Origin of the sequence: Amycolatopsis sp. MEPSY49 (assembly GCF_051337345.1) — a bacterium.
GTDB lineage: Bacteria > Actinomycetota > Actinomycetes > Mycobacteriales > Pseudonocardiaceae > Amycolatopsis.
Genome location: NZ_JBDLYJ010000001.1, coordinates 1,388,149 through 1,410,521 on the forward strand (window position 1 = coordinate 1,388,149; position 22,373 = coordinate 1,410,521).

21 protein-coding genes are annotated in these 22,373 nt (G+C 71.3%); 15 read left to right on the top strand and 6 right to left on the bottom strand.

The features are described 5' to 3' along the window. Positions 1–1,008: an ABC transporter substrate-binding protein gene (locus tag ABFJ78_RS06935; protein WP_436384915.1), complete on the bottom strand. Its 1,008-nt coding sequence runs from the start codon at positions 1,006–1,008 to the stop codon at positions 1–3. 727 nt (positions 1,009–1,735) lie between these two features. On the opposite strand from ABFJ78_RS06935, the gene ABFJ78_RS06940 reads away from it, so the two are divergent. The 6 genes from ABFJ78_RS06940 to ABFJ78_RS06965 all read left to right on the top strand — a co-directional run bounded on the left by ABFJ78_RS06940 (position 1,736) and on the right by ABFJ78_RS06965 (position 8,421). Then, positions 1,736–4,882 (top strand): sensor histidine kinase, encoded by a 3,147-nt coding sequence (locus tag ABFJ78_RS06940; RefSeq protein WP_436384917.1) that lies wholly within the window; start codon positions 1,736–1,738, stop codon positions 4,880–4,882. Between the two features lie 20 nt (positions 4,883–4,902). Then, positions 4,903–5,364, top strand: a complete 462-nt coding sequence (locus tag ABFJ78_RS06945) for a roadblock/LC7 domain-containing protein (RefSeq protein ID WP_086676266.1) — start codon at positions 4,903–4,905, stop codon at positions 5,362–5,364. Positions 5,365–5,389: 25 nt separating this feature from the next. Continuing rightward, positions 5,390–6,172 carry a DUF742 domain-containing protein gene (locus ABFJ78_RS06950; RefSeq protein ID WP_436384919.1) on the top strand — a complete coding sequence of 261 codons (783 nt, stop codon included), beginning with the start codon at positions 5,390–5,392 and terminating at the stop codon, positions 6,170–6,172. Further along, the gene (locus tag ABFJ78_RS06955; protein WP_086676271.1) at positions 6,153–6,761 is read left to right on the top strand and encodes a GTP-binding protein; all 609 of its coding nucleotides are present in this window, start codon (positions 6,153–6,155) and stop codon (positions 6,759–6,761) included. The genes ABFJ78_RS06950 and ABFJ78_RS06955 overlap by 20 nt, the downstream gene beginning before the upstream one ends. A 367-nt stretch (positions 6,762–7,128) precedes the next feature. After that, positions 7,129–7,545 (top strand): roadblock/LC7 domain-containing protein, encoded by a 417-nt coding sequence (locus ABFJ78_RS06960; RefSeq protein WP_372670260.1) that lies wholly within the window; start codon positions 7,129–7,131, stop codon positions 7,543–7,545. Positions 7,546–7,551: 6 nt separating this feature from the next. Beyond that, positions 7,552–8,421, top strand: coding sequence for a DUF742 domain-containing protein (locus ABFJ78_RS06965; RefSeq protein WP_436384920.1), 870 nt, complete (start codon positions 7,552–7,554; stop codon positions 8,419–8,421). Between the two features lie 80 nt (positions 8,422–8,501). On the opposite strand, the gene ABFJ78_RS06970 is transcribed toward ABFJ78_RS06965, so the two are convergent. Next, positions 8,502–10,739 carry a helicase-associated domain-containing protein gene (locus tag ABFJ78_RS06970; protein ID WP_436384921.1) on the bottom strand — a complete coding sequence of 746 codons (2,238 nt, stop codon included), beginning with the start codon at positions 10,737–10,739 and terminating at the stop codon, positions 8,502–8,504. An 89-nt stretch (positions 10,740–10,828) separates the two neighbouring features. Between ABFJ78_RS06970 and ABFJ78_RS06975 the strand changes: the two genes are divergently transcribed. From ABFJ78_RS06975 to ABFJ78_RS06995, 5 genes are all read left to right on the top strand, one after another. Beyond that, entirely contained in the window at positions 10,829–11,008 is a 180-nt protein-coding gene (locus ABFJ78_RS06975; protein WP_436384924.1) for a hypothetical protein, read from the top strand. Between the two features lie 105 nt (positions 11,009–11,113). Next, positions 11,114–12,505 (top strand): NAD-dependent malic enzyme, encoded by a 1,392-nt coding sequence (locus ABFJ78_RS06980; RefSeq protein WP_436384926.1) that lies wholly within the window; start codon positions 11,114–11,116, stop codon positions 12,503–12,505. A 73-nt stretch (positions 12,506–12,578) separates the two neighbouring features. Beyond that, a complete protein-coding gene (locus ABFJ78_RS06985; protein ID WP_436384927.1) occupies positions 12,579–14,072 on the top strand; it encodes an alpha/beta hydrolase in 1,494 nt (497 codons plus the stop codon). Positions 14,073–14,660: 588 nt separating this feature from the next. Continuing rightward, the gene (moaC, locus tag ABFJ78_RS06990; RefSeq protein ID WP_400867886.1) at positions 14,661–15,131 is read left to right on the top strand and encodes a cyclic pyranopterin monophosphate synthase MoaC; all 471 of its coding nucleotides are present in this window, start codon (positions 14,661–14,663) and stop codon (positions 15,129–15,131) included. Beyond that, complete coding sequence (locus ABFJ78_RS06995) at positions 15,128–16,048, top strand: molybdenum cofactor biosynthesis protein MoaE (protein ID WP_436384929.1); 921 nt, start codon at positions 15,128–15,130, stop codon at positions 16,046–16,048. Before moaC ends, ABFJ78_RS06995 begins: the two co-directional genes overlap by 4 nt. Here ABFJ78_RS06995 and ABFJ78_RS07000 read toward each other — a convergent pair. Then, positions 16,035–16,478, bottom strand: coding sequence for a nitroreductase family deazaflavin-dependent oxidoreductase (locus ABFJ78_RS07000; RefSeq protein ID WP_436384932.1), 444 nt, complete (start codon positions 16,476–16,478; stop codon positions 16,035–16,037). The two genes, ABFJ78_RS06995 and ABFJ78_RS07000, sit on opposite strands and share 14 nt — an antisense overlap. Before the next feature lie 51 nt (positions 16,479–16,529). On the opposite strand from ABFJ78_RS07000, the gene ABFJ78_RS07005 reads away from it, so the two are divergent. Next, positions 16,530–16,985, top strand: a complete 456-nt coding sequence (locus ABFJ78_RS07005; RefSeq protein WP_436384935.1) for a MarR family winged helix-turn-helix transcriptional regulator — start codon at positions 16,530–16,532, stop codon at positions 16,983–16,985. A 300-nt stretch (positions 16,986–17,285) separates the two neighbouring features. Here ABFJ78_RS07005 and ABFJ78_RS07010 read toward each other — a convergent pair whose 3' ends face one another. The 3 genes from ABFJ78_RS07010 to moaA all read right to left on the bottom strand — a co-directional run bounded on the left by ABFJ78_RS07010 (position 17,286) and on the right by moaA (position 20,468). Next, positions 17,286–17,909, bottom strand: coding sequence for a transglycosylase family protein (locus tag ABFJ78_RS07010; RefSeq protein ID WP_436384937.1), 624 nt, complete (start codon positions 17,907–17,909; stop codon positions 17,286–17,288). Between the two features lie 1,289 nt (positions 17,910–19,198). Beyond that, positions 19,199–19,459 (bottom strand): MoaD/ThiS family protein, encoded by a 261-nt coding sequence (locus ABFJ78_RS07015; protein WP_436384938.1) that lies wholly within the window; start codon positions 19,457–19,459, stop codon positions 19,199–19,201. Between the two features lies 1 nt (position 19,460). Next, positions 19,461–20,468: a GTP 3',8-cyclase MoaA gene (gene moaA / locus ABFJ78_RS07020; protein ID WP_436384940.1), complete on the bottom strand. Its 1,008-nt coding sequence runs from the start codon at positions 20,466–20,468 to the stop codon at positions 19,461–19,463. A gap of 151 nt (positions 20,469–20,619) precedes the next feature. Between moaA and ABFJ78_RS07025 the strand changes: the two genes are divergently transcribed. The 3 genes from ABFJ78_RS07025 to modA are packed head-to-tail and all read left to right on the top strand — an operon-like array spanning position 20,620 to position 22,343. Next, positions 20,620–21,099 (top strand): MarR family winged helix-turn-helix transcriptional regulator, encoded by a 480-nt coding sequence (locus tag ABFJ78_RS07025; RefSeq protein WP_436384941.1) that lies wholly within the window; start codon positions 20,620–20,622, stop codon positions 21,097–21,099. 33 nt (positions 21,100–21,132) lie between these two features. Next, positions 21,133–21,537: a TOBE domain-containing protein gene (locus tag ABFJ78_RS07030; protein WP_364452110.1), complete on the top strand. Its 405-nt coding sequence runs from the start codon at positions 21,133–21,135 to the stop codon at positions 21,535–21,537. After that, complete coding sequence (gene modA, locus ABFJ78_RS07035) at positions 21,534–22,343, top strand: molybdate ABC transporter substrate-binding protein (RefSeq protein WP_436384943.1); 810 nt, start codon at positions 21,534–21,536, stop codon at positions 22,341–22,343. The genes ABFJ78_RS07030 and modA overlap by 4 nt, the downstream gene beginning before the upstream one ends. The last annotated feature ends 30 nt before the right edge of the window (positions 22,344–22,373 follow it).

Consider the following 22,373-nt stretch of genomic DNA (forward strand, 5'->3'; position numbering starts at 1 on the left):
TCAGCTGGTCGCCTGCGGGGCGATCATCGACGCGGCGTCCACCTTGCTGGTGATGACGCCCATCTGCAGCAGCAGGTCGGGCACCCGCTGGAGGCGCCGCGCGTCCAGGGTGGAGCCGTACCCGGGCAGGGTGAGCAGCTTGGCCGTGTCCTCGTCGATCTTCGCGTACTTGACCAGCAGCGGCTCGACCTTCGAACGGTCGTTGATCGCGTCGAGGGTGGCCTTCTTCATCGCGCGCTGGAAGGCCGCGAGGGTCTTCGGGTTCGCCTGCACCCACTTCGTCGCCGCGCCGTAGCCGGTCAGCGGGAAGTCCTGGCTGGCGCCGGTGTTGATGTCGATGACCGGGGTCGCGCCCGCGATCTTCGCCGCCTGCGAGAGCTGCGGCTCCGGCATGTAGGCCGCGTCCACCTGGCCCTGCTGCAGTGCCGCCGCCATGTTGGGCAGCGGCATCGTCACCCAGTTGACCTTGGTGAAGTCGACGCCGTGGTCCTTCATGACCGACTTGGTCAGGATGTCGGACGCGGTGTTCTTCGCCGTGATCGCGATCCGCTTGCCGGCGAGGTCGTTGACCGTCTTCACGGTCGAGTTCGGCACCGTGACGATCGCGTTGCTCTTGGCGTTGACCGACGTGCCGTCGGCGACCAGCTGCACGTCCGCGGCGCCGGTGCTCTTGGCGACGAAGAACGGCGTGTAGGTCGAGAGCGCGATGTCCGCTTCACCGGAGATCGCCTTGGTCATCGACGCCTGGCCGCTGTTGGCGATGATCTGCTCGACCTCGAGGCCCTCGGCCTTGAAGTACCCGCCGTCCTGGGCCAGCCAGAACGGGGCCAGGTCGGTGGTCGGCATGATCGAGACCTTGATCTTCGACTTCTCCAGGCCGCCCCCGTTCGACGAGGCGTTCGAGTCGTCCGAGCCGAGCGCGCTGCAGCCGGTCAGGGCTGTGGCGGCTGCGACGGTGAGGGCGAGCCCGAGCGCGGCGCGGCGAGTGCGAACCCGGCCACTGCTCATGGCGTTTCCAAGCAAGGCCTGCTCCTTGGGTGAAAAGTTTGACGGTTGGTGGACCGAATCCCGGGGAAGTACGTAACTCATTCTCAGGAGAGTCCCGCGGGCCACTGTAGAGGCGGTGACAGCTCGCTCACAACGGGTGGGATCAATACCCGGGAGGGTGGTGCACGTCACTCTTTCGGCCTCTGGTCTAGACCCACTGCTCCACTCGCCGTAGTCATTCACCCAGCGTAGAGCCAAGATCTCGAATTTCGGATGGTCGGCTGTGGGCCGGCTGAGCGAACGCTGTGCAACATCGGGCACGAAGCGTCAGGAGGGTTACATCTTCTCCGGCCGTTCGCTACCCTCTGCACCTGCGGGGAGGTATCAACCTCCGATGTAGTGAGAGAGAGTGCCTGGATGGCCGATCAAGACAACCTTCGGTTTACCAGGGCTCACTGTGCTTTTCCTGAGAGATTCTCCCCCGCAGAGACCACTGCCTGGCCGTGCTCAGCCGCCGTGCCGGTGGGCTGAACCGACCAAACAGACCGATGCAGACCAGCGCAGGGACCCGACCGTGATGCTCGAGCTGAACCGATTCCGTCCGGCTGGACGGGGTTCAGGTACCCCCAGGGCCGACACCGAAGACGATCTTTTCACCCGTACGGGTAGCGTCTCGCGCTGGCTCCTGCCGATCGGCCGCCAAGCCGGAACGCCGGGAGCGTGCTGACGAGTGGTTGAGGAGAACGCGATGCGCCCTGGCGGGCGCTGGACCGAGCAGGGTTTCACGAGCACGAACGACGATGGTGGTGCGGCGGTGCCGAACGAAGACGCCGCGGGGGTGGGAGGGACCCCTGCGCAGTCGCCCGGAGATGCTCCGGGCAGGAAGGCCGGGCTGTTCTCCGGCATGCGCGATTGGCGGCTGCGCTCGAAGCTGGCCGCCGTCCTCCTCATCCCGACGCTGACGGCGCTCGTGCTGGGCACCCTGCGCGTGGTCGACGACGCGCAGGAAGCGGCCGAGTTCCAGCGGACGGCCGACCAGGTCGCCTTCGCCGTCAAGGTCACCACGGTCGTCCACGAGCTGCAGAACGAACGCTCGCTGGCCGTCGCGCGGATCTCGTCCAACAACCAGCTGCTGCAGACCGGGCTCGACGCGCAGATCGCCAAGGTCGACCGCGAGGTCACCAACCTGCGCTCGGCGGCGGCGACCCTCAACTACGACGACCAGGGGACGAAGGACCGCTACACCCGCGGTCTCCAGCGCCTCGACGCCCTGCGCCCGCTGCGGGCGGCGTTCAACACCGCGAGCGGCCTGCCCGACATCACGGTGATGACCGCCTACTCGGGCATCCTCGACTCGCTCATCGAGCTCGGCCGCGAGGTGACCACCGCGGTCACCGACCGGGACGTGCTGCGGCTGGGCACGAGCACGCAGGCGATCAGCGAGGCCAAGGAGTTCACCACCCGCTCCGACGCCGAGCTGCAGATCGCCGCGTTCCGCGGCAACTTCCCGGGCGACCTGCTGGACCAGACGCGCGCGTCGGCCTCCAGCGCGGACGCCTCGGTCCAGGCCTTCCTCGCGAACGCCGACGACGACCAGCGCCAGCTCTACAACGACACCTACTCCGGCCCGGAGGTCGACGACCGCCGCCGGATCCAGACCGCGGCGTTCTCCTTCGCCCAGCTGGGTGAGGCGCCGAGCATCGACACGACGGCGCTCGGCAAGGACAGCACCGTGTCGGCGGACAAGCTGCACGCGGTCGAGTCGAACCTGCTGGCCCAGCTCAAGACCCGCGCCGACGACCTCGCCACGGCGGCGGTCAACTCGGCCTGGGTCGGCGGTGGCATCGTGCTCGCCGCGCTGGTCGCCGCGATCGCGCTGATGCTCGTCGTCGCCCGCCTGATGCTGCGCCCGCTGCGGGTGCTGCGGAAGAGCGCGCTGGACGTCGCCTACACGCGGCTGCCGGAGACCGTGCAGGCGATCCTGGACGACCCGGACCCGGTGGGCGCCTCCAAAAAGGCCGTCCAGCCGGTGCCCGTCACCTCCCGCGACGAGATCGGCGAGGTCGCGCGGTCGTTCGACATCGTCCACGAACAGGCCGTCAAGATGGCCGCCGAGCAGGCCCTCCTGCGCGAGAACGTCAACGGCATCTTCGTGAACCTCTCCCGGCGGTCGCAGCGGCTGGTGGAACGCCAGCTCGGCGTCATCGACCGCCTCGAGGCCGACGAGCAGGACCCGGACCACCTGGCCAGCCTGTTCGAGCTCGACCACCTGGCCACGCGGCTGCGGCGCAACGGTGAGTCCCTGCTGGTGCTCTCCGGCGCCGGCCTGGCGAAGTCCGTGCCCAAGCCGGTGCCCGCCGCCGACGTCATCGGCGCCGCGGTGTCCGAGATCGAGCAGTACGCCCGGATCGAGGTCGGCATCGTGCCCGACGTCGCGGTCCAGGGCCTCGCGATCCACGACCTCGTGCACGTCCTCGCCGAGCTGCTGGACAACGCGACCTACTTCTCCGAGCCGGAGACGAAGGTCATCGTGCGGGCCGTCGTGACCCGCCGGAAAGCGCTCGCCATCCAGGTCACCGACCACGGTGTCGGCATGAGCGACGAGCAGTTGACCCAGGTCAACTCGCGCCTGGCCGAGCCGCCGGACCTGGACGTGTCGGTGACCCGCCGGATGGGTCTGTACGTGGTCTCGCGCCTGGCCAAGCGCCACGGCATCGAGGTCCGGCTGCGCGAGAACGAGGACATCGAGGGTGGCGTGATCGCCCGCGTCGTCGTCCCGGCCGAGCTGCTCACGCCGCTGCGCCCGGGCATGGCGCGGCAGACCCCGCCGCCGGCGAACCGGTCCGAGACGTCGATGTCGCTGCCGAGCATCCCGATCCCGGCCGCGCGCTCGGACTTCGACCAGACGCAGACGCACACGCCGGTGCCGCCTTCGGCACCGCCGCCCCCGCCGCGTCCGCCGGCTCCCGAGCCGGTGGCGAACCAGGGCGGCCTGGTCCCGCTCGACCAGCCGATCAGCCTCGACGACCTGGTCAGCGGCGGCCGCGCGGCGGGCCCGTTCCTGTCGCCCGAGCTGCCGAAGCCCGAGACGCCGGCCTGGCCGACGGCCGAGGACCTCGCGCCGCTGACGCCGCAGCCGAACGGCGACGGCGCCAGCTCGCGGGCGGGTGACACGCAGTTCGCGCCGCTGGTCCTGCCGAAGCGCGAGCCGAAGTACGTCCCCCCGGAGGAGCCGCCACCACCGCCCCCGCCGCCCGCGGCGGAGGTCGGGTCGTCGGCCCTCGAGGACGATGTACCCACCCGGCGGCTGCCCATCTACCAGTCGGTGCTGTCACGCTGGTTCAGTGAGGGCGACGACTCGGCTGCCGACCCGGTGCAGCCGCAGAGCGAGGGTGAAGACCCGAACCTGCCGCCCCTCACCGGCTCCGACGAGCGGCCGGTACCGGCCGAACCGGCCGCCCGGCGCCAGGAGCCCGTCGACGAGCTGCAGCCGACCGCCGCGACCCGGCACCCGCTCCTCCCCGCCGACGACGGCTGGCACAGCGCCTCCGACGACGGCTGGCAGGCGGCGCAGTCGCTGCTGGAGTCGAAGAACGAGGAGATCACCCCGGCCGGGCTGCCCAAGCGCGTCCCGAACCAGTACCTGGTCCCGGGGTCGATCAACAGTCCTTCGGCCGAGGCGCCGGCGCAGAACAGCTTCGCGGACAACACCGCCGGCATGCCCGGAACGGGTGCGATCACCCGCTCGGCGTCCGCGGCGCGGAGCCGGATGGCAAGCTTCCAGCGGGGCTACACCTCGGGCCGGCACGCGTTGAAGGAACTCCCGGCCGAAGAACAGCTGGAAAGCAGCAGGGTTCCGGGGCGTGGCAACACCACAGACAGCAGTGAGGAGTGAAAGTGACACGGGCGGGTGCAATGCAGCCGGGTGGCTCCGCGCAGCCGAACGGCCAGGCGCATGCCAAGGCGAACAATGCCGGCAGCTTCGCTTGGCTGATCACGGATTTCGTGCACCGGGTGCCCGGCGCGGCCCACGCGGTCGTGGTGTCGGCCGACGGCCTGCTCCTGGCGGCTTCGCGTGGTTTGCCGAAGGACCGGGCGGACCAGCTGGCCGCGGTGGCGTCGGGGCTCACCAGCCTCGCGCGCGGTGCGGCCAAGGTGTTCGAAGGCGGGACGGTCGCGCAGACGGTCGTCGAAATGGCGAACGGCTTCCTCTTCCTCATGTCGGTTTCCGACGGTTCGTGCCTGGCGGTCCTCGGTTCGCCGGAGAGTGACATCGGCTTGGTCGTCTACGAGATGACCCTGCTGGTGGAGCGGGTCGGCCAGCAGCTGACTCCGGAGATGCGGGCGCAACTGCAGGGTGCGGCGATCCGCCGCTGAGGACCCGGGAACCGAGGAGAGAGCCGTGGACGACGGGCGCTTGAGGGGCGATGGCCGGCTCGGTGACGACTTCTCCGGCGGGTGGTCCGAGCACTCGGACGACGGCCGGGAGGACTGGCAGTCGTTCCGGGAGCGGGTCGACCGCGAGTGGCGGTCGCGCCGGGTGCAGGCCTCCGACAGCGACCCCGTGCGGGAACCGCCGAACTGGCTGACCGACAGCAACGCCGGTCAGGAGCCGATCCGGCCGATCCAGGCCGGCAGCGGCGAGTACCGCGACCGGCTGCTGGGCGGACCGGGCGCGGAGCTGTTCGGCGGGTCGAGCGGGCCGCTGTACGACGCGCGCGACTTCGCCGCGTACAGCACCGAGCGCGACTTCTCGTCGGGCCCGGACTCCGGTGAGCTCGCGGCGGCGCTGCCGCAGCAGGCCCACCAGGAGTACGTCGACGCGCCGCCGCCGACGGAGATGGAGACGTCCGGCCTGGTCCGGCCGTACTTCCGGACCCGGGGGCGGACGAAGGCGACGCTCGACCTGGCGATCGAGGCGCTGATCTCGACCAGCGAACAGGGCCGGATGCTCGACCGGGTCCGGGTGCCCGAGCACCGGTCGATCTGCGACCTGTGCCTCGACACCCGGTCGGTGGCCGAAGTGGCGGCGCTGTTGCGGCTGCCGCTCGGCGTGGTGCGGGTGTTGATTGGTGACGTGGCGGGCCTCGGCCTGGTGCTGGTGCACTCCAGCAACCAGACGGTGGGCGACCGCCCGAGTATCGAGTTCATGGAAAGGGTGCTCAGTGGGCTTCGGAGAATTTGACTCCGACGCGAACGCGCCGCAGGTGACGGGTCCGACCTCGTCGGCCAAGATCGTGGTCGCCGGCGGGTTCGGTTCGGGGAAGACAACGCTGGTCGGGGCGATCTCCGAGATCGACCCGCTGACCACCGAGGCCATGATGACCGAGGCGAGCGTCGGGCACGACGACACCTCGGCCACGCCCAACAAGACCACCACCACCGTGGCGATGGACTTCGGGCGCATCTCGCTGGACTCGGACCTCGTGCTGTACGTCTTCGGCACGCCGGGTCAGCACCGGTTCTGGTTCATGTGGGACGACCTCGCGGTCGGTGCCATCGGGGCGGTCGTGCTGGTGGACACGCGGCGGCTCGCCGACGCGTTCCCGTCGATCGACTTCTTCGAGAACCGGAAGCTGCCCTACGTCGTGGCGATCAACTGCTTCGACCGGCTCCTGCACCACCAGATCGAGGACGTGCGGCACGCGCTCACCATCGCGCCGTCGGTCCCGATCATGGCGTGCGACGCGCGTGAGCGCGACTCCGCCAAGCAGGTGCTGATCTCCGTCGTCCAGCACGCGATCGCGCACGATACGGCCCTGCGCGCGGGCTGACGGTATGGCTGGCCGGACCGGATGCGGCCGTTGGAGTGAACTCCACGGGCTTCACCCACTTCGGGGAGCCTTGCCGCCGTCCGGAGGACGGAACGTCCGCCGCTGTCCGGTACCGGTGACGGCTCGGCCCGCCGTCCGCCGGTCTGACCTGCGCGGACAGCCTGCCGGGTCGGGTCGAGGGGTGTGCTTCGCCCGCGCTGCCCGGACCGGGCCGGCGCGGAGCGCGGCCGGGCGCACACGTAGGGTGCGCAGCGGCCGGCCGGTGGTCGACTCGACACTTCCGGCGGGGCGAATACGCTTGAGCGTGGGCCGTGCCGGCCACTCCGGAGTGCGGCGCGCGGCGCCGCAGGAGCAAGGAGGGGCAGTAGTGACGGCTTCCGGCCAGGGTTCGTTCGGCTGGCTCATCACGGACTTCGTGCGCCGGGTACCCGGCGCCGCGCACGCCGTTCTGGTGTCCGCGGACGGGCTGCTCCTCGCGCCGTCGGAAGGGCTGCCGCAGGAGCGCGCCGAGCAGCTGTCCGCGGTCGCGTCCGGGCTGATCAGCCTGACGTACGGTGCCGCGCGCTGCTTCGAAGCGGGCGGCGTCAACCAGACCGTGGTGGAGATGGAGCGCGGCTACTTGTTCCTCATGTCCGTTTCGGACGGTTCGTCGCTGGCGGTGCTGGCCGCGCCGACGTGCGACATCGGCACGGTCGCGTACGAGATGACGCTGCTCGTCGAGCGCGTGGGCCAGCAGATCACCCCCGAGCTGCGCGCCCAGCTGCAGGGTGGCGTGCGTGGGTAGGACACGATGAGGATTTCGGGATTCGACGATCCGGACTCCAGCGGCTGGGACGCGCTGCACCGCGGCACCGAGCGCGAGGGTTTCGATTCGCCCAGCAAGTTCGACATGTCGACGCTGTCGATGATCATGCCCAAGCGCAAGCCGGCGCGGCCCCAGCCGGATCCGCAGGGCTACACCGACGAGGACACCCGCGAGTGGGGATCCCCGTCGTCGCCGTCCGACGGTTACGTCCCTGACGAGCCGGAGTGGCAGGACGAGGAGCGCTACGAGCCGGAGCCCCCGCCGCTCGAGCCGGCGTGGACGCCCCCGCGCGGCGCCCGGCCGCCGGCCCCGCCGCGGCCACCGGCCCCGCCGGCGCCCCGGCCGCCCGCACCGAGACCCCCGGTGTCCAGAACCCAGGCGGCGCCCCCGCCGTCGTGGGCTCCGCCGATCGACCCGCGCACCGGCTGGACACCTCCGCCGGACCCGGAAACCCGCTGGATCCCGCAGCCCGAGCCGTGGGAGGAGCCGGCCCGCGTCGCGTCGCCCGTCGCCTCGGCGGGCTCGCGGGTCCGCCCGTACACGCGGACGGGCGGCCGCACGAGGTCCGACCACAACCTGGCCCTCGAGGCCCTGGTCTCGACGTCCGACGACGGCCGTCGCTACCGCGGCGTGCGGTCGGTCGAGCACCGCCGCATCTGCGACCTGTGCCTGGACACGCGCTCGGTGGCCGAGATCGCGGCGCACCTGCGGCTGCCGCTGGGCGTGGTGAAGGTGCTGGTGGGCGACATGTCCGACATCGGGCTGGTCCTGATCCACCAGACGGAGCTGATCCTCGGGGACCGCTCGTCCCGCGAGTTCATGGAGCGCGTCCTGGCCGGCCTGCGAGCCCTCTAGTTCCGTCCCGGCGTCATGAACGACTCTTTCATGGCTTCTGACGACATGAACGACTCTTTCATGTCGTTTGGGCGGGCCCTCTAGTCCTCGACCAGCGCCGCGGACGTGATGCGGTGCAGCGAGTACCGCTCGTTGTTGTCGCCTTCGAGGATCCCGCCGCCGACCCGGATCGGCCGGACCACCCGCTGGCTGGCCGTTCCCTTCGAGTCGACGAAGCCGATCCAGACCTCTCGCCGTTCCAGCGTCGCGCGTGACAGCAGCTCCAGCGTCGCCGACGTGTCCGCGCCACCGCCCACCGGTGCCCGCACCGCCGATCCCCGCCGTCGCGCCGACGCCGCGTCGCCCGCGCGCAGGTTGGAGACGATCCGCGTCGCCTGATCGGGTGTCAGCACCGCCTGCTCACCCGGGCTGCGCCGCGGCCCGCGGGCCTTCGCCGGCAGCCGGCGCCCGCCCGGGCGGATGTCGACGACCCGGCCGTCCGGCCCTTCGGCCGCCGGGGCGAACCCCGCCGCGCGCAGGCCGGCCAGGACCTCGTGCAGCGGGTCCGGGCTGACCACGACCGTCGGCGCGATCAGGCGCAGGTCGTGCTCGGCCGCGACCGGGTTGGCCAGCACTTCCGCCAGCAAAGCCTCGTCGTCGCACCGCAGGAACGACGCCGCCGCGCCGCCGCGCAACCGGCCGTGCCGGCGGGCGACGTCGTCGACCAGGTAGCTCAGCGACTGCGGGACCGGCGTCGCGGACTTCTTCTTGAACAGCGCGTGCAGCTCGTCGGCCGTGCGCCCGGTGTCCAGCGCCCGCCGCACGGACGCCTCGGTGATCCGGTAGACGGTCGCGTGCCCGGCCGATTCGACGTCGGCCACGGCGTCCATCTCCGCCGCCAGCTCCGGCTCCAGTGGTCCCGGCGCGACGACCGTCAGGTCGGCCTGCAGCAGCACGTGGTCCACCGGCGCAGGCAGCGCGTCCAGGATCGCCTCGACGGCGCCCGGCCGGTCGTCGGCCAGCAGCGCGCGCGTCGCCGTCGTGAGGCCGCCGAGCCCGACGATCCCCAGCGCGGACGCCTCGGCCATCGTCCAGCGGACGGTTTCGTCCCGCATCCGCCCGCCACGTCGTGGGGCCCGCCAGGCCAGCACCGCGACGAGCTCGTCGACGCTCTTCACGCCGGCGCCCTCGGGCAGGTCGGCCAGCGCGGTCAGGACCCGCCGCCGCGTGACCGGCGCCAGCGGGCGGCGCAGGTCCTCCGACAGCGGCGCGATCGGCTTGTCCTTGGCGTCGCGCCCGCCGGCCATCCCGGGCAGCCGCGGCAGCTCCAGCCAGGCCTGCGCGAGCGTCATCCAGCGCTGGGCGGTCGGCGACGCGAGCCACGAGTCGGTCAACGTCGTCGGCACCCACTCGGGCGCGGTCGACTCGCTGTCCGCGACGAGCCCGGCGCCGACGGCCAGCTCGGCGAGCAGCACCGCCTGCGTCTCGTCGATCTCGAGGTCCTTGGCCAGCTTCTTCAGCTCGCGCACGCCGAGGCCGCCCGACTTGAGCACCGGCGGCGGCGCCGCGGACCACGAGCGCAGCAGGGATTCCGTGTGGCGCAGGAACTCCATCGCCTCGCCGGCCGCCGCTTTGTCCAAAGTAGACGTCTGATGCCGGTGGACCGGCAGCTCCGGTTCGGTGAGCGCGCCCGGCGCGAAGACGCTGCCGCGCACCGCGATGCCGAGCTCGCGCGGCAGCTCGACGGTCTGGTCGTCGCGCCGCAGCAGCAGCCCGCGTGCCAGCAGCTTCTGCACCGGCGTCTCGGCCTTCTCGAGCGTCAGGTCGAGCCCGGCGTCACGCGTGCGGCCGATGGGCGGGCCGGCGGCGAGGGCGTTCAGGACGCCGCGTTCGTCGTCGGGCAGGTCCGCGAGCCGCGCGGCGAGGTCCTCGCCGGCCAGCGACGGCGATGACGCGCCCAGCCCGGCCGGGAACGGTCCGAGCGCCTCCCGGACCGCGGGCGGCACGCGCAGGGCGTCGTCCGGGCCCCAGGCCAGCGCCCGCGCGCGCAGCCGGGCCAGCGGCGCGGCGATGTCGATGCCCACCAGGTCCGCGACGTCGGCGACCGGCACCGGGTCGCGGTCCGCGCCGGCCAGCAGGCACGCTTCGAGCACGGCGATGGTGACGGTGTCGAGGTCTTCGCAGGCGCGCGCGACCGAGCCGGGCGTGCCGGCGCGGGTGGCCAGCACCGTGCTGTCGGAGGGCGGCGGCGTGGAGAGGTCGCGCCGCGTGCGGAGCAGCTCTTCGAGTGCGGCGTCGGACTCCGCGCGCAGCCAGTCCGCCAAGGAGGTCGCGGGCATAGAAAGCCAGGATACCGGGCGGTTGAGACAGCTCGCCTCGGCTCAGGCAGACTGTGTCCCGAGAACCGAGAACGGCTGTGGAGGACGTTGTGGCCAAGGGTGAGAAGAAGAACAACGGAATCGACCCGACCTGGCCGGGCGAGGACGGCGAGCACCCCGTGACGGAACTCGCCTCCGACCGCCAGGGCTCGCTGTCGCCGTTCGGTGACATCACGTTCCCCCTCGACTCGGTGCCCTACGTGCACCCGGAGACCGAGATCAACCGCTGACGGCATAGTTACTGGTCAGTACCGGTATCGGCCCCTCGTGAGGGCGGTCACGGGAGTAGGTTCGCTCCCGTCCTGCCCGACCTTTCCCATGCGGGGGTAAGTGCCATGCCGGTTCCCGGTCCCGGATACTCGATCACCGTCCGGGTCGAGGCCCCGGCCTCGTCCAGCGCGGCCGGTGACCTCACCACCGCCGTCGGGCGCGTCGGCGGCGTCCTGACCGCGTTCGACGTCGTCGAGTCCCACTCCGACTCGATCGTGGTCGACATCAGCGCCAACGCGCTGTCGGAGAACCACGCGAACGACATCACGCAGACGCTGGACTCGCTGCCCGGCGTCAAGGTCCGCAAGGTCTCCGACCGGACGTTCCTGATCCACCTCGGCGGCAAGATCGAGGTCACGCCCAAGGTCGCGCTCCGCAACCGTGACGACCTCTCGCGCGCCTACACCCCGGGCGTCGCCCGCGTCTGCCAGGCGATCGCGAACAACCCCGAGGACGCGCGCCGGCTGACCATCAAGCGCAACACCGTCGCGGTGCTCACCGACGGTTCCGCGGTGCTCGGCCTCGGCAACATCGGCCCGGCCGCCGCGCTGCCGGTGATGGAGGGCAAGGCGGCGCTGTTCAAGAAGTTCGCCGACGTCGACGCGTGGCCGGTCTGCCTGGACACCCAGGACACCGAAGAGATCATCCTCATCGCGAAGGCGCTCGCGCCGGTGTACGCGGGCATCAACCTCGAGGACATCGCCGCGCCGCGCTGCTTCGAGATCGAGAAGCGCCTCCGCGAGCAGCTGGACATCCCGGTGTTCCACGACGACCAGCACGGCACCGCGATCGTCGTCGTGGCCGCGCTGCGCAACGCCCTGCGCGTGGTCGGGAAGAACATCGAGGACTGCAAGATCGTGGTCAGCGGCGTCGGCGCGGCGGGCTCGGCGATCATCCGCCTGCTGCTGCACAAGAACCCGGGCGACATCGTCGCCGCGGACATCGACGGCGTCGTCCACTCCGCGCGCGGCAACCTCGACGACAACCTGGCCTGGATCGCGTCGCACACGAACAAGGAGCAGGTCGGCGGCACCCTGCACGAGGCGCTGGCCGGGGCGGACGTCTTCATCGGCGTCTCCGCGCCGAACCTGTTCGGCGCCGAGCAGGTCGCGACGATGAACAAGGACGCCGTCGTCTTCGCGCTGGCCAACCCGGACCCGGAGATCGACCCCCTGGAAGCGCAGAAGCACGCGGCCGTCGTCGCGACCGGCCGCAGCGACTTCCCGAACCAGATCAACAACGTCCTGGCCTTCCCGGGCGTCTTCCGCGGCCTGCTCGACGCGCACGCGCACAACATCGACGACTCGATGCTCCTCGCGGCCGCCGACGCGATCGCCGACGTCGTCGACAACGGCAAGCTCAACGCGTCGTTCATCGTGCCGAGCGTCTTCGACAGCGCGGTGGCGCCGGCGGTCGCCGAGGCCGTGCGGAAGGCCGTGCGCGCCGAACAGGGCTGAGTCGTACTTTCGGATGACGACCGGAGTCTTCCGGCGTCCTAGGCTGAATCCCGACACGGTTGGGGGAAGCCGAATGCGGAGGACTTTGCTGGTCGCGGCGGTGGCCGTCGCGGTGGCATCGGTGGTGCCGGGAGTGGCTCAGGCCGCGCCCGGTGCGCTGGTGTGGGGCGCGTGCCCGGCGGACGTCACGGCGCCGGGCCTGGAGTGCTCGACGCTCGACGTCCCGCTGGACTACCGGAAACCGGACGGAACGCGGATCCAGGTCGCGATCTCGCGGCTGAAGAGCACGAACCCGGGGCTGCGCCGGGGCGTGCTGCTGACCAACCCGGGCGGTCCCGGCGGCCCGGGCCTGGACCTGCCCGCGCAGCTGAAGCTGCTGGGGTGGCCGCAAAGCGTCCTGGACACGTACGACGTCATCGGGTTCGACCCGCGCGGCATCGGCCACAGCACACCGGTGACGTGCGATCTGACGCCGGCGCAGCAGCAGAGCAACGTGCCGCCGTACGCGCTGAACCCGGCCGACGTCACCGCGCGCGCCGAGTACGTGAAGGGCATCGCGCACCAGTGCGGCGCTTCCCGGACGGCGTCGATGCTGCCGTACGTCACGACGGCGAACACGGCCCGCGACATGGACCGGATCCGCGCGGCGCTGGGCGAGCCGAAGCTGTCGTACTACGGGGTTTCGTACGGTTCGTACCTCGGCGCGGTGTACACGACGCTGTTCCCGCAGCGCAGTGATCGCATCGTGCTCGACAGCAACACCGGGCCAGGAGGCTTGGACGTCGAGGGTTCGCGGTTGCTGGGCCGGGGTTTCGAGGACCGCTTCCCGGACTTCGCCGCGTTCGCCGCCGCCCACCCGGAGTACGGCCTCGGCACGACACCGGCGGCGGTGAAGGCGAAGTACTTCGACCTCGCGGCGCGCCTGGACGCGCAGCCGAATTCGCAGGGCATCGACGGAAAGCTGTTCCGCCAGGTGACGTTCGGGATGCTGTATTACGACGCGACTTTGCCGTACTTGGCGACGGCGTGGCACGCGCTGGACATCGGACAGCCGATCCCACCGGTTCCGGGCGGCTCGATCCCGGACGTGGAGAACCTGTTGTCGAGCCAGCTGTACGTAGTGTGCGGCGACTCCGACTGGCCGGAGTCGCTGTGGACGTACCAGAGGAACGTGGCAATCGACCGGGTCCGCCACCCGATGTTCGGAGCGGCGGCGGCCAACGTCTGGGCGTGCGCGTACTGGCCGTCGGAGCCTTTGGAGCCGCCAGTGCGGATCGGTGGTCGGGGCCCATCGGACGTGCTGATGGTCCAGAACCTCCGCGACCCGGCAACGCCGTTGACGGGAGCATTGCGGCTACGCCAGGCATTCGGCAGCCGTGCCCGACTGGTGACGGCTGATCAGGGTGGCCACGGAACGTACCTGTTCGGCGCCAACTCGTGCGCAAACAACGCGACGACGGCGTTCTTGGTCACCGGGGTCCGCCCGGCGCGGGATTTGGCGTGCGCCGCCGAACCTGCCCGGCAGACAGCAGCAGTGGCGGGGGTGTTGCCAGTTCGCCTGTTCTGAGTCGGGGTCGCCGCCGGTCATCCGTCCGGGCCGGCTGGCGGACAGGGCTCCGCCAGCCGTGCGCGTCCACCGGCGATCGCCGCCAACGATGACCCGCCGGTCACGCAGCCCGGTGCCGCCGACACCCTCCGCCGCCTGAATCGTCGGGCTCTGGCGAGCGTGGCGGGCCGGCCGCCGTTGCCCACCTCCGCGCGGACGTGCTCGGAGTAGGTTCACGCGTGCTTCCCTCGCCGACGGCGTCCGTCCCCGCGGGATCTGGCGTGTGCCACGGGGCCGACCGGGCGTGGCTCGGACGGTCGCGGTCTCCGGCAAAGCAGCGGCCTCCTGGGCGACCGGTGTCCGCCTCACGCCAATTTGGCGTGCGTGGCCGGAGCCCACTCGGCCGGTACCCACCGCCGCGCTGGGCGTGCTTCCCCAGCCGCCGGCATCCGACCCCGCCAACCAAGCTTCCACGCCGGTGCCCACCGCCGCACCGCGCGCTTCCCCAGCCGCCGGCGTCCGCCCACGCCGACCTGTCGTCCGCGGCGGAAACCCCAACCGGCCGGTGCCCACCGCCGCGCCGTGCGCGGTCGGAAGTAGCCTCGGCGTGTGAGTGAACTCAGCCACGTCGACGAGACCGGTGCCGCCCGGATGGTCGATGTCTCCGGCAAGACCGCCACCGCGCGCACCGCGCTCGCCGCGGGCACCGTGCGGACCACCGCCGAGGTGCTGCGGCTGCTGGCCACCGACGGCCTCCCCAAGGGTGACGCCCTCGCCACCGCGCGCATCGCCGGGATCATGGGCGCCAAGCGCGTCCCCGACCTCATCCCGCTGTGCCACCAGATCGCGCTGTCCGGGGTCAAGGTCGAGTTCACCCTCGGCGAGACCGAGGTCGGCATCCGCGCGACGGCGAAGACCACCGACGTCACCGGCGTCGAGATGGAGGCCCTGACCGCGGTCGCGGTGGCCGGGCTGACCCTGCACGACATGATCAAGGCCGTCGACCCGGCGGCGACGCTCGACGACGTCCGCCTCCTCCGCAAGGACGGCGGCAAGACCGGGACCTGGGAGCGGCCGTGAAGCGCACCGCACGCGTGATCGTGGCGTCCAACCGCGCCGCGAAGGGCGTTTACGAAGACAAAACGGGCCCGGTGATCGTCGCCTGGCTGGCCGGGCGCGGGTATGACGTGCCGGCGCCCGTCGTCGTCGAGGACGGCGATCCGGTGGGCGTCGCGCTGCGGGCCGCGCTGGCCGACGAGGTCGCCGTCGTGCTCACCACCGGCGGCACCGGCATCTCGCCGACCGACCGCACCCCGGACGTCACGCGCGCGGTCCTCGACCACGAGCTGCCGGGTGTCGCGGACGCGATCCGCGCGGCCGGGCTGCCCAAGGTGCCGACGGCGGTGCTCTCGCGCGGCGTCGCGGGCGTGGCGGGGCGGACCCTGGTCGTGAACCTCCCGGGCTCCAGCGGCGGCGTGAAGGACGGCCTGGGCGTGCTGGACGGCATCCTGGACCACGCGGTCGACCAGCTGGCCGGAGGCGACCACCCGCGTCCCGCCGCCACGGCGGTCCCGGTGCGCGTGGTGCGGGCCCTGGTGACCGAGGAGACGCTGTCGGTCGAGGAGCACGCGCGGCTGGTCGAGGACGACGCGGCGGGCGCGGTGGTGACGTTCGCCGGCGTGGTCCGCGACCACGACGGCGGCAAGGGCGTGCGCGACCTGACGTACGAGGGCCACCCGAGCGCGGGCGACGTGATCGCCGAGGTCGTCGCCGACTTGTCGACCCGCTGGGCCGGCGTCCGGGCGGTCGCCGTGAGCCACCGCGTCGGTCACCTGGCGATCGGCGACGTGGCGCTGGCGTGCGCGGTGGCGGCCGAGCACCGCGGGCAGGCGTTCTCGGCGTGCTCGGACCTGGTGGACGAGGTCAAGGCGCGGCTGCCGGTCTGGAAGCACCAGCACTTCACCGACGGCACGGACGAGTGGGTCAACTCGCCGTAACCCGGAAGACGGCGACGCGGTCGGCGGCCGCGGCGAACTCGTCGGGATCGGCCCTGGCGACGAGGCCCAGCTTGACGAACATCGGCACCCCGTGCGGCACCTCCCGCGGGAAGGCGCGCATGACCCGCGCGCGAACGTCGGGGTCGCCGACCTCTTCGAGCGTCACGGCTTGCTTCCGGCGCCCGTGGGCGAGTTCGCCCTGGCCGGCGGCGCGGACGTTGCGCGCCCAATCGCCGTGGGGCAGGCCGGCGATGACGTAGCGCCGGCCGTCGACGGTCAGCGGCGACACGGGAGTCGGCCGCGGCGCGCCGGACTTCCGGCCGGGGACGGTCAGGACGTGGATCGTGCCGAGCCGCAGGCCCAGACGGGTCAGCAGACGGACGAACCGGTTGGCGGGGCGGAGCCAGCGAGGCAGGGCTTGAGGTGCCACCACAATCCTTTCGACTATCGAAGTATTTGTGGCAACGGTAGACTCTTTCGAGTGTCGAAGCAATCTCTGGTCACGGAGGCAACGCGGGCGGCAGCGGCCTCGGGAGCGGCGAGCGACGTGGTCGACGAAGCCGCAGCGTCGGCGTTCGGGGTGAACCGGACGGACCTGCGCATCATCGGCCTCGTCGCGGCGGCGGAGACGCTGACGGCGGGCGAGCTGGCAACGCAGGCCCGGCTGAGCCCGGCGGCGACGACAACGGCGATCCAGCGGTTGACGCACGCGGGGCACCTGACCCGCCGCACGGCCACGGAGGACCGCCGCCGGGCGGTGGTGGAGCTGACCCCGGAGGCGGCAAGGCTGCTGGAGGAGATCTACGCCCCGATCGAGCGCGCGGGGAGGGCGATCCTGGAGGACTATTCGGCCGAGCAGCTGGCGGTGGTCGTGGAGGTGCTGCGGCGGGGTGAGGAGATGCAGCTGAGGCAGGCGGAGCGGATCCGAGGGCTCTGAGAGCCGCTCAGCGCTGCCAGCTGGCATGGCGGCGGGGCCGGGCGCTCTGAAGGCAGAGCCGGCCTGGCGGCGGGCTGAGGCGGCTTGCCGGCAGTGCGGCTCGGACAACAAGCCACGCGCGGTCGCCCGTTACACCGAACCGGATGCCCGGCTGGCGCGGCCGGCAGCCCGCTCAGGCGCAGCCCGCGGCCTCATTCGCCTCCAAGAACGCCGCAAGCCCTCCACCGCCCGGGGGATTGGCGGTGGAGGGCTTGGCAGTCACGGCTCGAGGCCGGACTTACGCATCGCTGCGCGAGATCGTCACTTGGTGGCGATCTTCTGGCCGACGAGGATCAGGTCCGCGTTCGGGATGTACTTCGCGTTCAGGTCCTGCAGCTTCTGGTAGCCGCCCTGGACGTTGAACTGCTTGGCGATCTTGGACAGCGTGTCGCCCGCCACGACGGTGTAGTCACCGGCCGGGTTGGAGCTCGCCACGCCGGTCGCCGCCGGGGCCGCCGCCTTCTTCGGGGCGACCGTGGTCTTCTTCGGCGTCGACTGCTTGGTGGTGGTCTTGTGGGTGGCCTTGGGGGCCGACGAGCCGCCGCCCTTCTTGCCACAGACCGGCCAGGCGCCGATGCCCTGGCCCTGCAGGACGCGCTCGGCCACAGCGATCTGCTGCTCGCGGGAAGCGTTCGCCGCGCTGCCGGTGCCGCCGTAGGCCTTCCACGTGCTCTGCGAGAACTGCAGGCCGCCGTAGTAGCCGTTGCCGGTGTTGGTGTTCCAGTTGCCGCTGCTCTCACACTGCGCGATGGCGTCCCAGTTGGTCGCCGACGCGGGGGTCGCGGCGATGGCGAGGGGCGCGCCGACCGCAATGCCCGCGATGGCGACGCGAGCGACGGTGCGGGTGGCAGCGGACATCTTGCGGTGCTTGCCTCGGTAAGACATTTGGATGCTTCTCGGTTTCCCAGCGCCTACGAACCTGTGCTGAGGGTCAGGATCGGGGTCCTGGCGCCGGCCGTCTCAGACCGGCGGGCGAGTCCGACGCACGGCGCGTCTTCCTCGTCCCCTCGTCCCTGTCCGGAAATGCTTTCGCTCGGGGTATGGGTCCGGGGATCCGTCGGACAGGGCTAGGCGCTACGGATTCCCGGTCGTGCTGGTTGGTCGGGGCCAACCGAAAAGCGACGGTACGTAACGATGGCCGTGATCGGAAATTATTCGGGGCGTGACCTACGTCACAGTAACGGCACGCAACCCCCGTCGATGCGGATGTTTGCGCAGGTCAGCGGGCCGTTATCTGCCCGTTTCCTGGCCGAGATAAAACACGGATCGTGAGGCTTGCATCACGTGTTTTGCGCAGCGAATGGACCATTCGCGACGCCTGATCGGCGATTGAAGCGCGCATCTTATGACTGCTCGCCGGACTACGCCAGACTTGACAACTGTGCCTCATGTGCCCCTTGAGTCACAACAGTCCCACCCGTTCGTGGGGTTTGACGCCACCGCCGGAACCGTGCGCCTCCGTGCGGGGGTCCGGCGGTGCCGACGCACCGCGACGGACCAGGCGAAACGTGTCACCGGAAGGCGTGGTGGCGGAGCGGGATCAGCTTCTCGCGAACAGCCGGAATTGGTGACGCGCCACGCCGGAGCCGGGAAGAGGTTCGCCGAGCGGTCGGCGGCGCCGCGCGAGCGGTCGGCTGTTTATAGGGAGAGCGAAGGCGTGGGCCGGCGCGCTGACCGGTCGAGTGACGGCGACACGCCGATAGCTGAGCAGGGCTCGCTAGTGGGCAGGGTCTGGCAGGGCTCGGCGACCAGCGACCCGGCGGCCGGCAAAGGCGGTGGTCGACATGATCCAGCGGGGCTGGCAGAGGTGGCGGCCGGCTGGGCTCGGTGGTGGGGCGGGGCTGGGAGGCGGGAGAACTGGGCTGGTTACCAGGGGCCAGCGGGCTGGCAGAGGTGGCGGCTGGTCGGGCTCGGTGGTGGGCGGGGCTGGGAGCCAGGAGAACTCGGCTGGCTACCAGGATCCGGCGGCCGGTAGAGGCCGGGGGCTAACAGCGACCGGAAGATGGCGAAGCCCCGGCGACCACCGGGGCTCGGGAGTCGGCAGGGCTCGGCAGCGGCAGAGATAAGGAGTCAGCAGAGCCCGGCCGTCAGCCGGGCTCGGGAGCCAGCGAGGCCCGGCAGGTCGGCAGACCCCCCAGGAGCCAGCCAAGCACCGACAGGCGTCGAAGCCGGGCTCAGCCGCCCGCGAAGGGCGGCAGCACGTCCAACTCGGCGCCGTCCCGCAGCCCACGCCCGAGATCCCGCACCGCAACCCCGTCCACCAGGTAACTGGCAGCGTCGAGAACCCGCGGCAACCCCACCGGGTGCAGCCGCCGCAACTCGGCGACCGCGTCGCCCACCGAAGCGCCCGCCGGCAGCTGGACCTTCTCCTCTTCTTCCCCCGCCGCGGCCCGCGCCGACGCGAAGTACCGCACCACGATGGTCAGAGTCGACATCTCAGCCGCCGATCGCGCTCATCGGCCGGATCGGCTGGGCGAATCCGGCGTCGTTGATCTCGTGTCCCGCGAGCTTGCCCCACATCGTCGCCCGCCAGGCGTCGGCAATCTCTTCATCGCGCGCGCCCGCGCGCGCGAGAGAGCGCAAGTCCGTCTCGTCGTTGCTGAACAAGCACGACCGCACCGCGCCGTCCGCGGTCAGCCGCGTGCGCTCGCACGCCGCGCAGAACGGGCGGGTCACCGACGCGATCACGCCGACGTCGCCCGGTCCGCCGTCGACCAGCCAGCGCTCGGCCGGTGCGCCACCCCGCGCCGCCGGGAACGGCGTCAGCTCGAACGACGCCTCCAGCATCGAAAGGATCTCCGCCGCCGTGATCATCTCGCCGCGGTTCCAGCCGTGCTGGGCGTCCAGCGGCATCTGCTCGATGAACCGCAGGTGGTAGCCCTCGGCGAGGCAGTACTTGAGCAGCGGCACGGCTTCGGTCTCGTTGACGCCCCGCATGAGCACCGCGTTGACCTTCACCGGCGACATCCCGGCGTCGCGCGCGGCCGCCATGCCGGCCAGCACGTGCGAGAGCCGGTCGCGGCGGGTGATCTCGAGGAACGTCTTGGGGTCGATCGTGTCGAGCGAGACGTTGATCCGGTTCAGCCCCGCCTCGGCGAGGCCCGCCGCGCGGCGAGCGAGCCCGATCCCGTTGGTGGTCATGGACAACCGGGGCCGGGGCGACAACGCCGTGATCCGCCCGACGATGTCCTCGAGGCCCGGCCGCAGCAGCGGTTCGCCGCCGGTGAGCCGGATGTCGGTGACGCCGAGCTGCTCGACGGCGATCCGCATGAGCCGGACCAGCTCGTCGTCGGTCAGCACCTGCTCGCCCGGCATCCAGTCGAGGCCCTCCGCGGGCATGCAGTAGGTGCAGCGCAGGTTGCACCGATCCGTCAGGGAAACCCGCAGATCGGTGGCCACCCGGCCGAAGGTGTCGATGAGGTGCGGGTTCTCGGGCCTGGGCACGCGAGATGACCCTCGTGTACCGGGGACGCGAGGAAACCCGAGATCCACTGCTGTCATTACGCACAGCGTAGCTCCGAAACGCGCGATCCCGTCGTGCCAAGTAGGATCCTTTGCCGAGTGAGTGGTTCAGTTGCCGAACTAACGAGGGCCTGTGACGGAAAAGACCTACCCGGTCACCGAAGAGGAGCTCTTCCGCTTCGCGGAATTGGGGCGCGCGGGCAGCACGTTCACCGTCCTGCGGCACGCGCGGATCGCCGAGCGGATGGGCCTGTCCGGCACCGACCACAAGACGTTCGACCTGGTCATCCAATCGGGCGGACCGTTGACCGCGGGCCGGATCGCCGAGCTGACGGGCCTGTCCACCGGCGCTGTGACCGGCGTCATAGACCGGCTGGAGAAGGTCGGTCTGGTCCGCCGCGTGCGCGATCCCGAGGACCGGCGCAAGGTCCTCGTCGAGGTAGTGCCGGGGGCCGCCGACCGCTTCGCGCCCCTCTTCGAGCCGGCCTTCGACGCCCTTCGCGAGACGCTCGCGCAGTTCTCCCCGGCCGAGCGGAAAGCGATCGAGCGTTATCAGAATGTCATCCTCGATCAGCTGCGCGCCGAAGTCATGCACAATTCGCGCCCCGCGTAGCTTTTCCTCAACTGCGGAGATAATGTCAGCGCCATGCCGCAATTTCGGTTGTCCGAGGCCGCGCGCCTGCTCGGCGTCAGCGACGACACCGTCCGGAGGTGGGTGCGCGCGGGGCAGCTGACCGCGACCGACGACGCCGCCGGCCGCAAGGTCGTCGACGGCGCCCAGCTCGCGGGCTTCGCCCGGGCCCAGGCCTCCGGCCCCGAGGACCCCTCCGCCGTCGGCCGCTCGGCCCGCAACCGGTTCGTCGGGCTGGTCACCGAGGTCATCGCCGACAAGGTGATGGCCCAGGTGGAACTGCAGTGCGGGGCACACCGCGTGGTGTCCCTGATGAGTACGGAAGCCGTCCGCGAGCTGGGCCTGCGCCCCGGGGTGCTCGCGGTCGCGGTGGTCAAAGCGACCACCGTCGTGGTGGAGACACCGGAAGGAAGTAGATGAAGAAGCTTGCTCTCGCCGTGGCCGCTGTCGCCCTGTTCGCGGGCGCGTGCAGCAGCTCGGACGAGCCCAGCACGCAGACCGGCGGGTCGTCGGTCACCGCGCCCGCGCCGAAGGGCGGCGGCGACGCCGGCGGCGGCACGCTCACCGTGTTCGCCGCCGCGTCCCTCACCGAGTCGTTCACCGCGCTCGGCAAGGAGTTCGAGGCCCAGCACCCCGGCGTCACCGTGAAGTTCAGCTTCGCGGGCTCGTCCGGCCTGGTCCAGCAGCTGACCAACGGCGCCAAGGCGGACGTCTTCGCCTCGGCCGACCAGGCCAACATGGACAAAGCGGTCCAGGGCGGCGTGATCGACGGGCAGCCGACGGTCTTCGCGACCAACAAGCTCGCCATCGCGGTCGCGCCGGGCAATCCCAAGGGGATCAAGTCCTTCGCGGACCTGAACAAGGCGGGCCTGACCGTCGTCACCTGCGCGCCGCAGGTGCCGTGCGGCTCGGCGGCCAAGAAGGTCGAGACCGCCACCGGCGTCACGCTCAAGCCGAAGAGCGAAGAGCAGGACGTCAAGCAGGTGCTGAACAAGGTCGCCTCCGGTGACGCCGACGCGGGCCTGGTCTACGTCACCGACGCCACCTCGGCCGCGGGCAAGGTCGAGAAGGTCGACTTCCCCGAGGCGTCGGGCGCGATCAACAACTACCCGATCGCCGTGGTCAAGGGCGGCCAGAGCGCCCTGGCCAAGCAGTTCGACGACTTCGTCCTCGGTACCGAGGGCAAGAATGAGCTGACGAAGGCCGGGTTCGGCCCTGCGCAGTAAGCGGGTTTCCAGCGGCCGGCCGGGATCCGT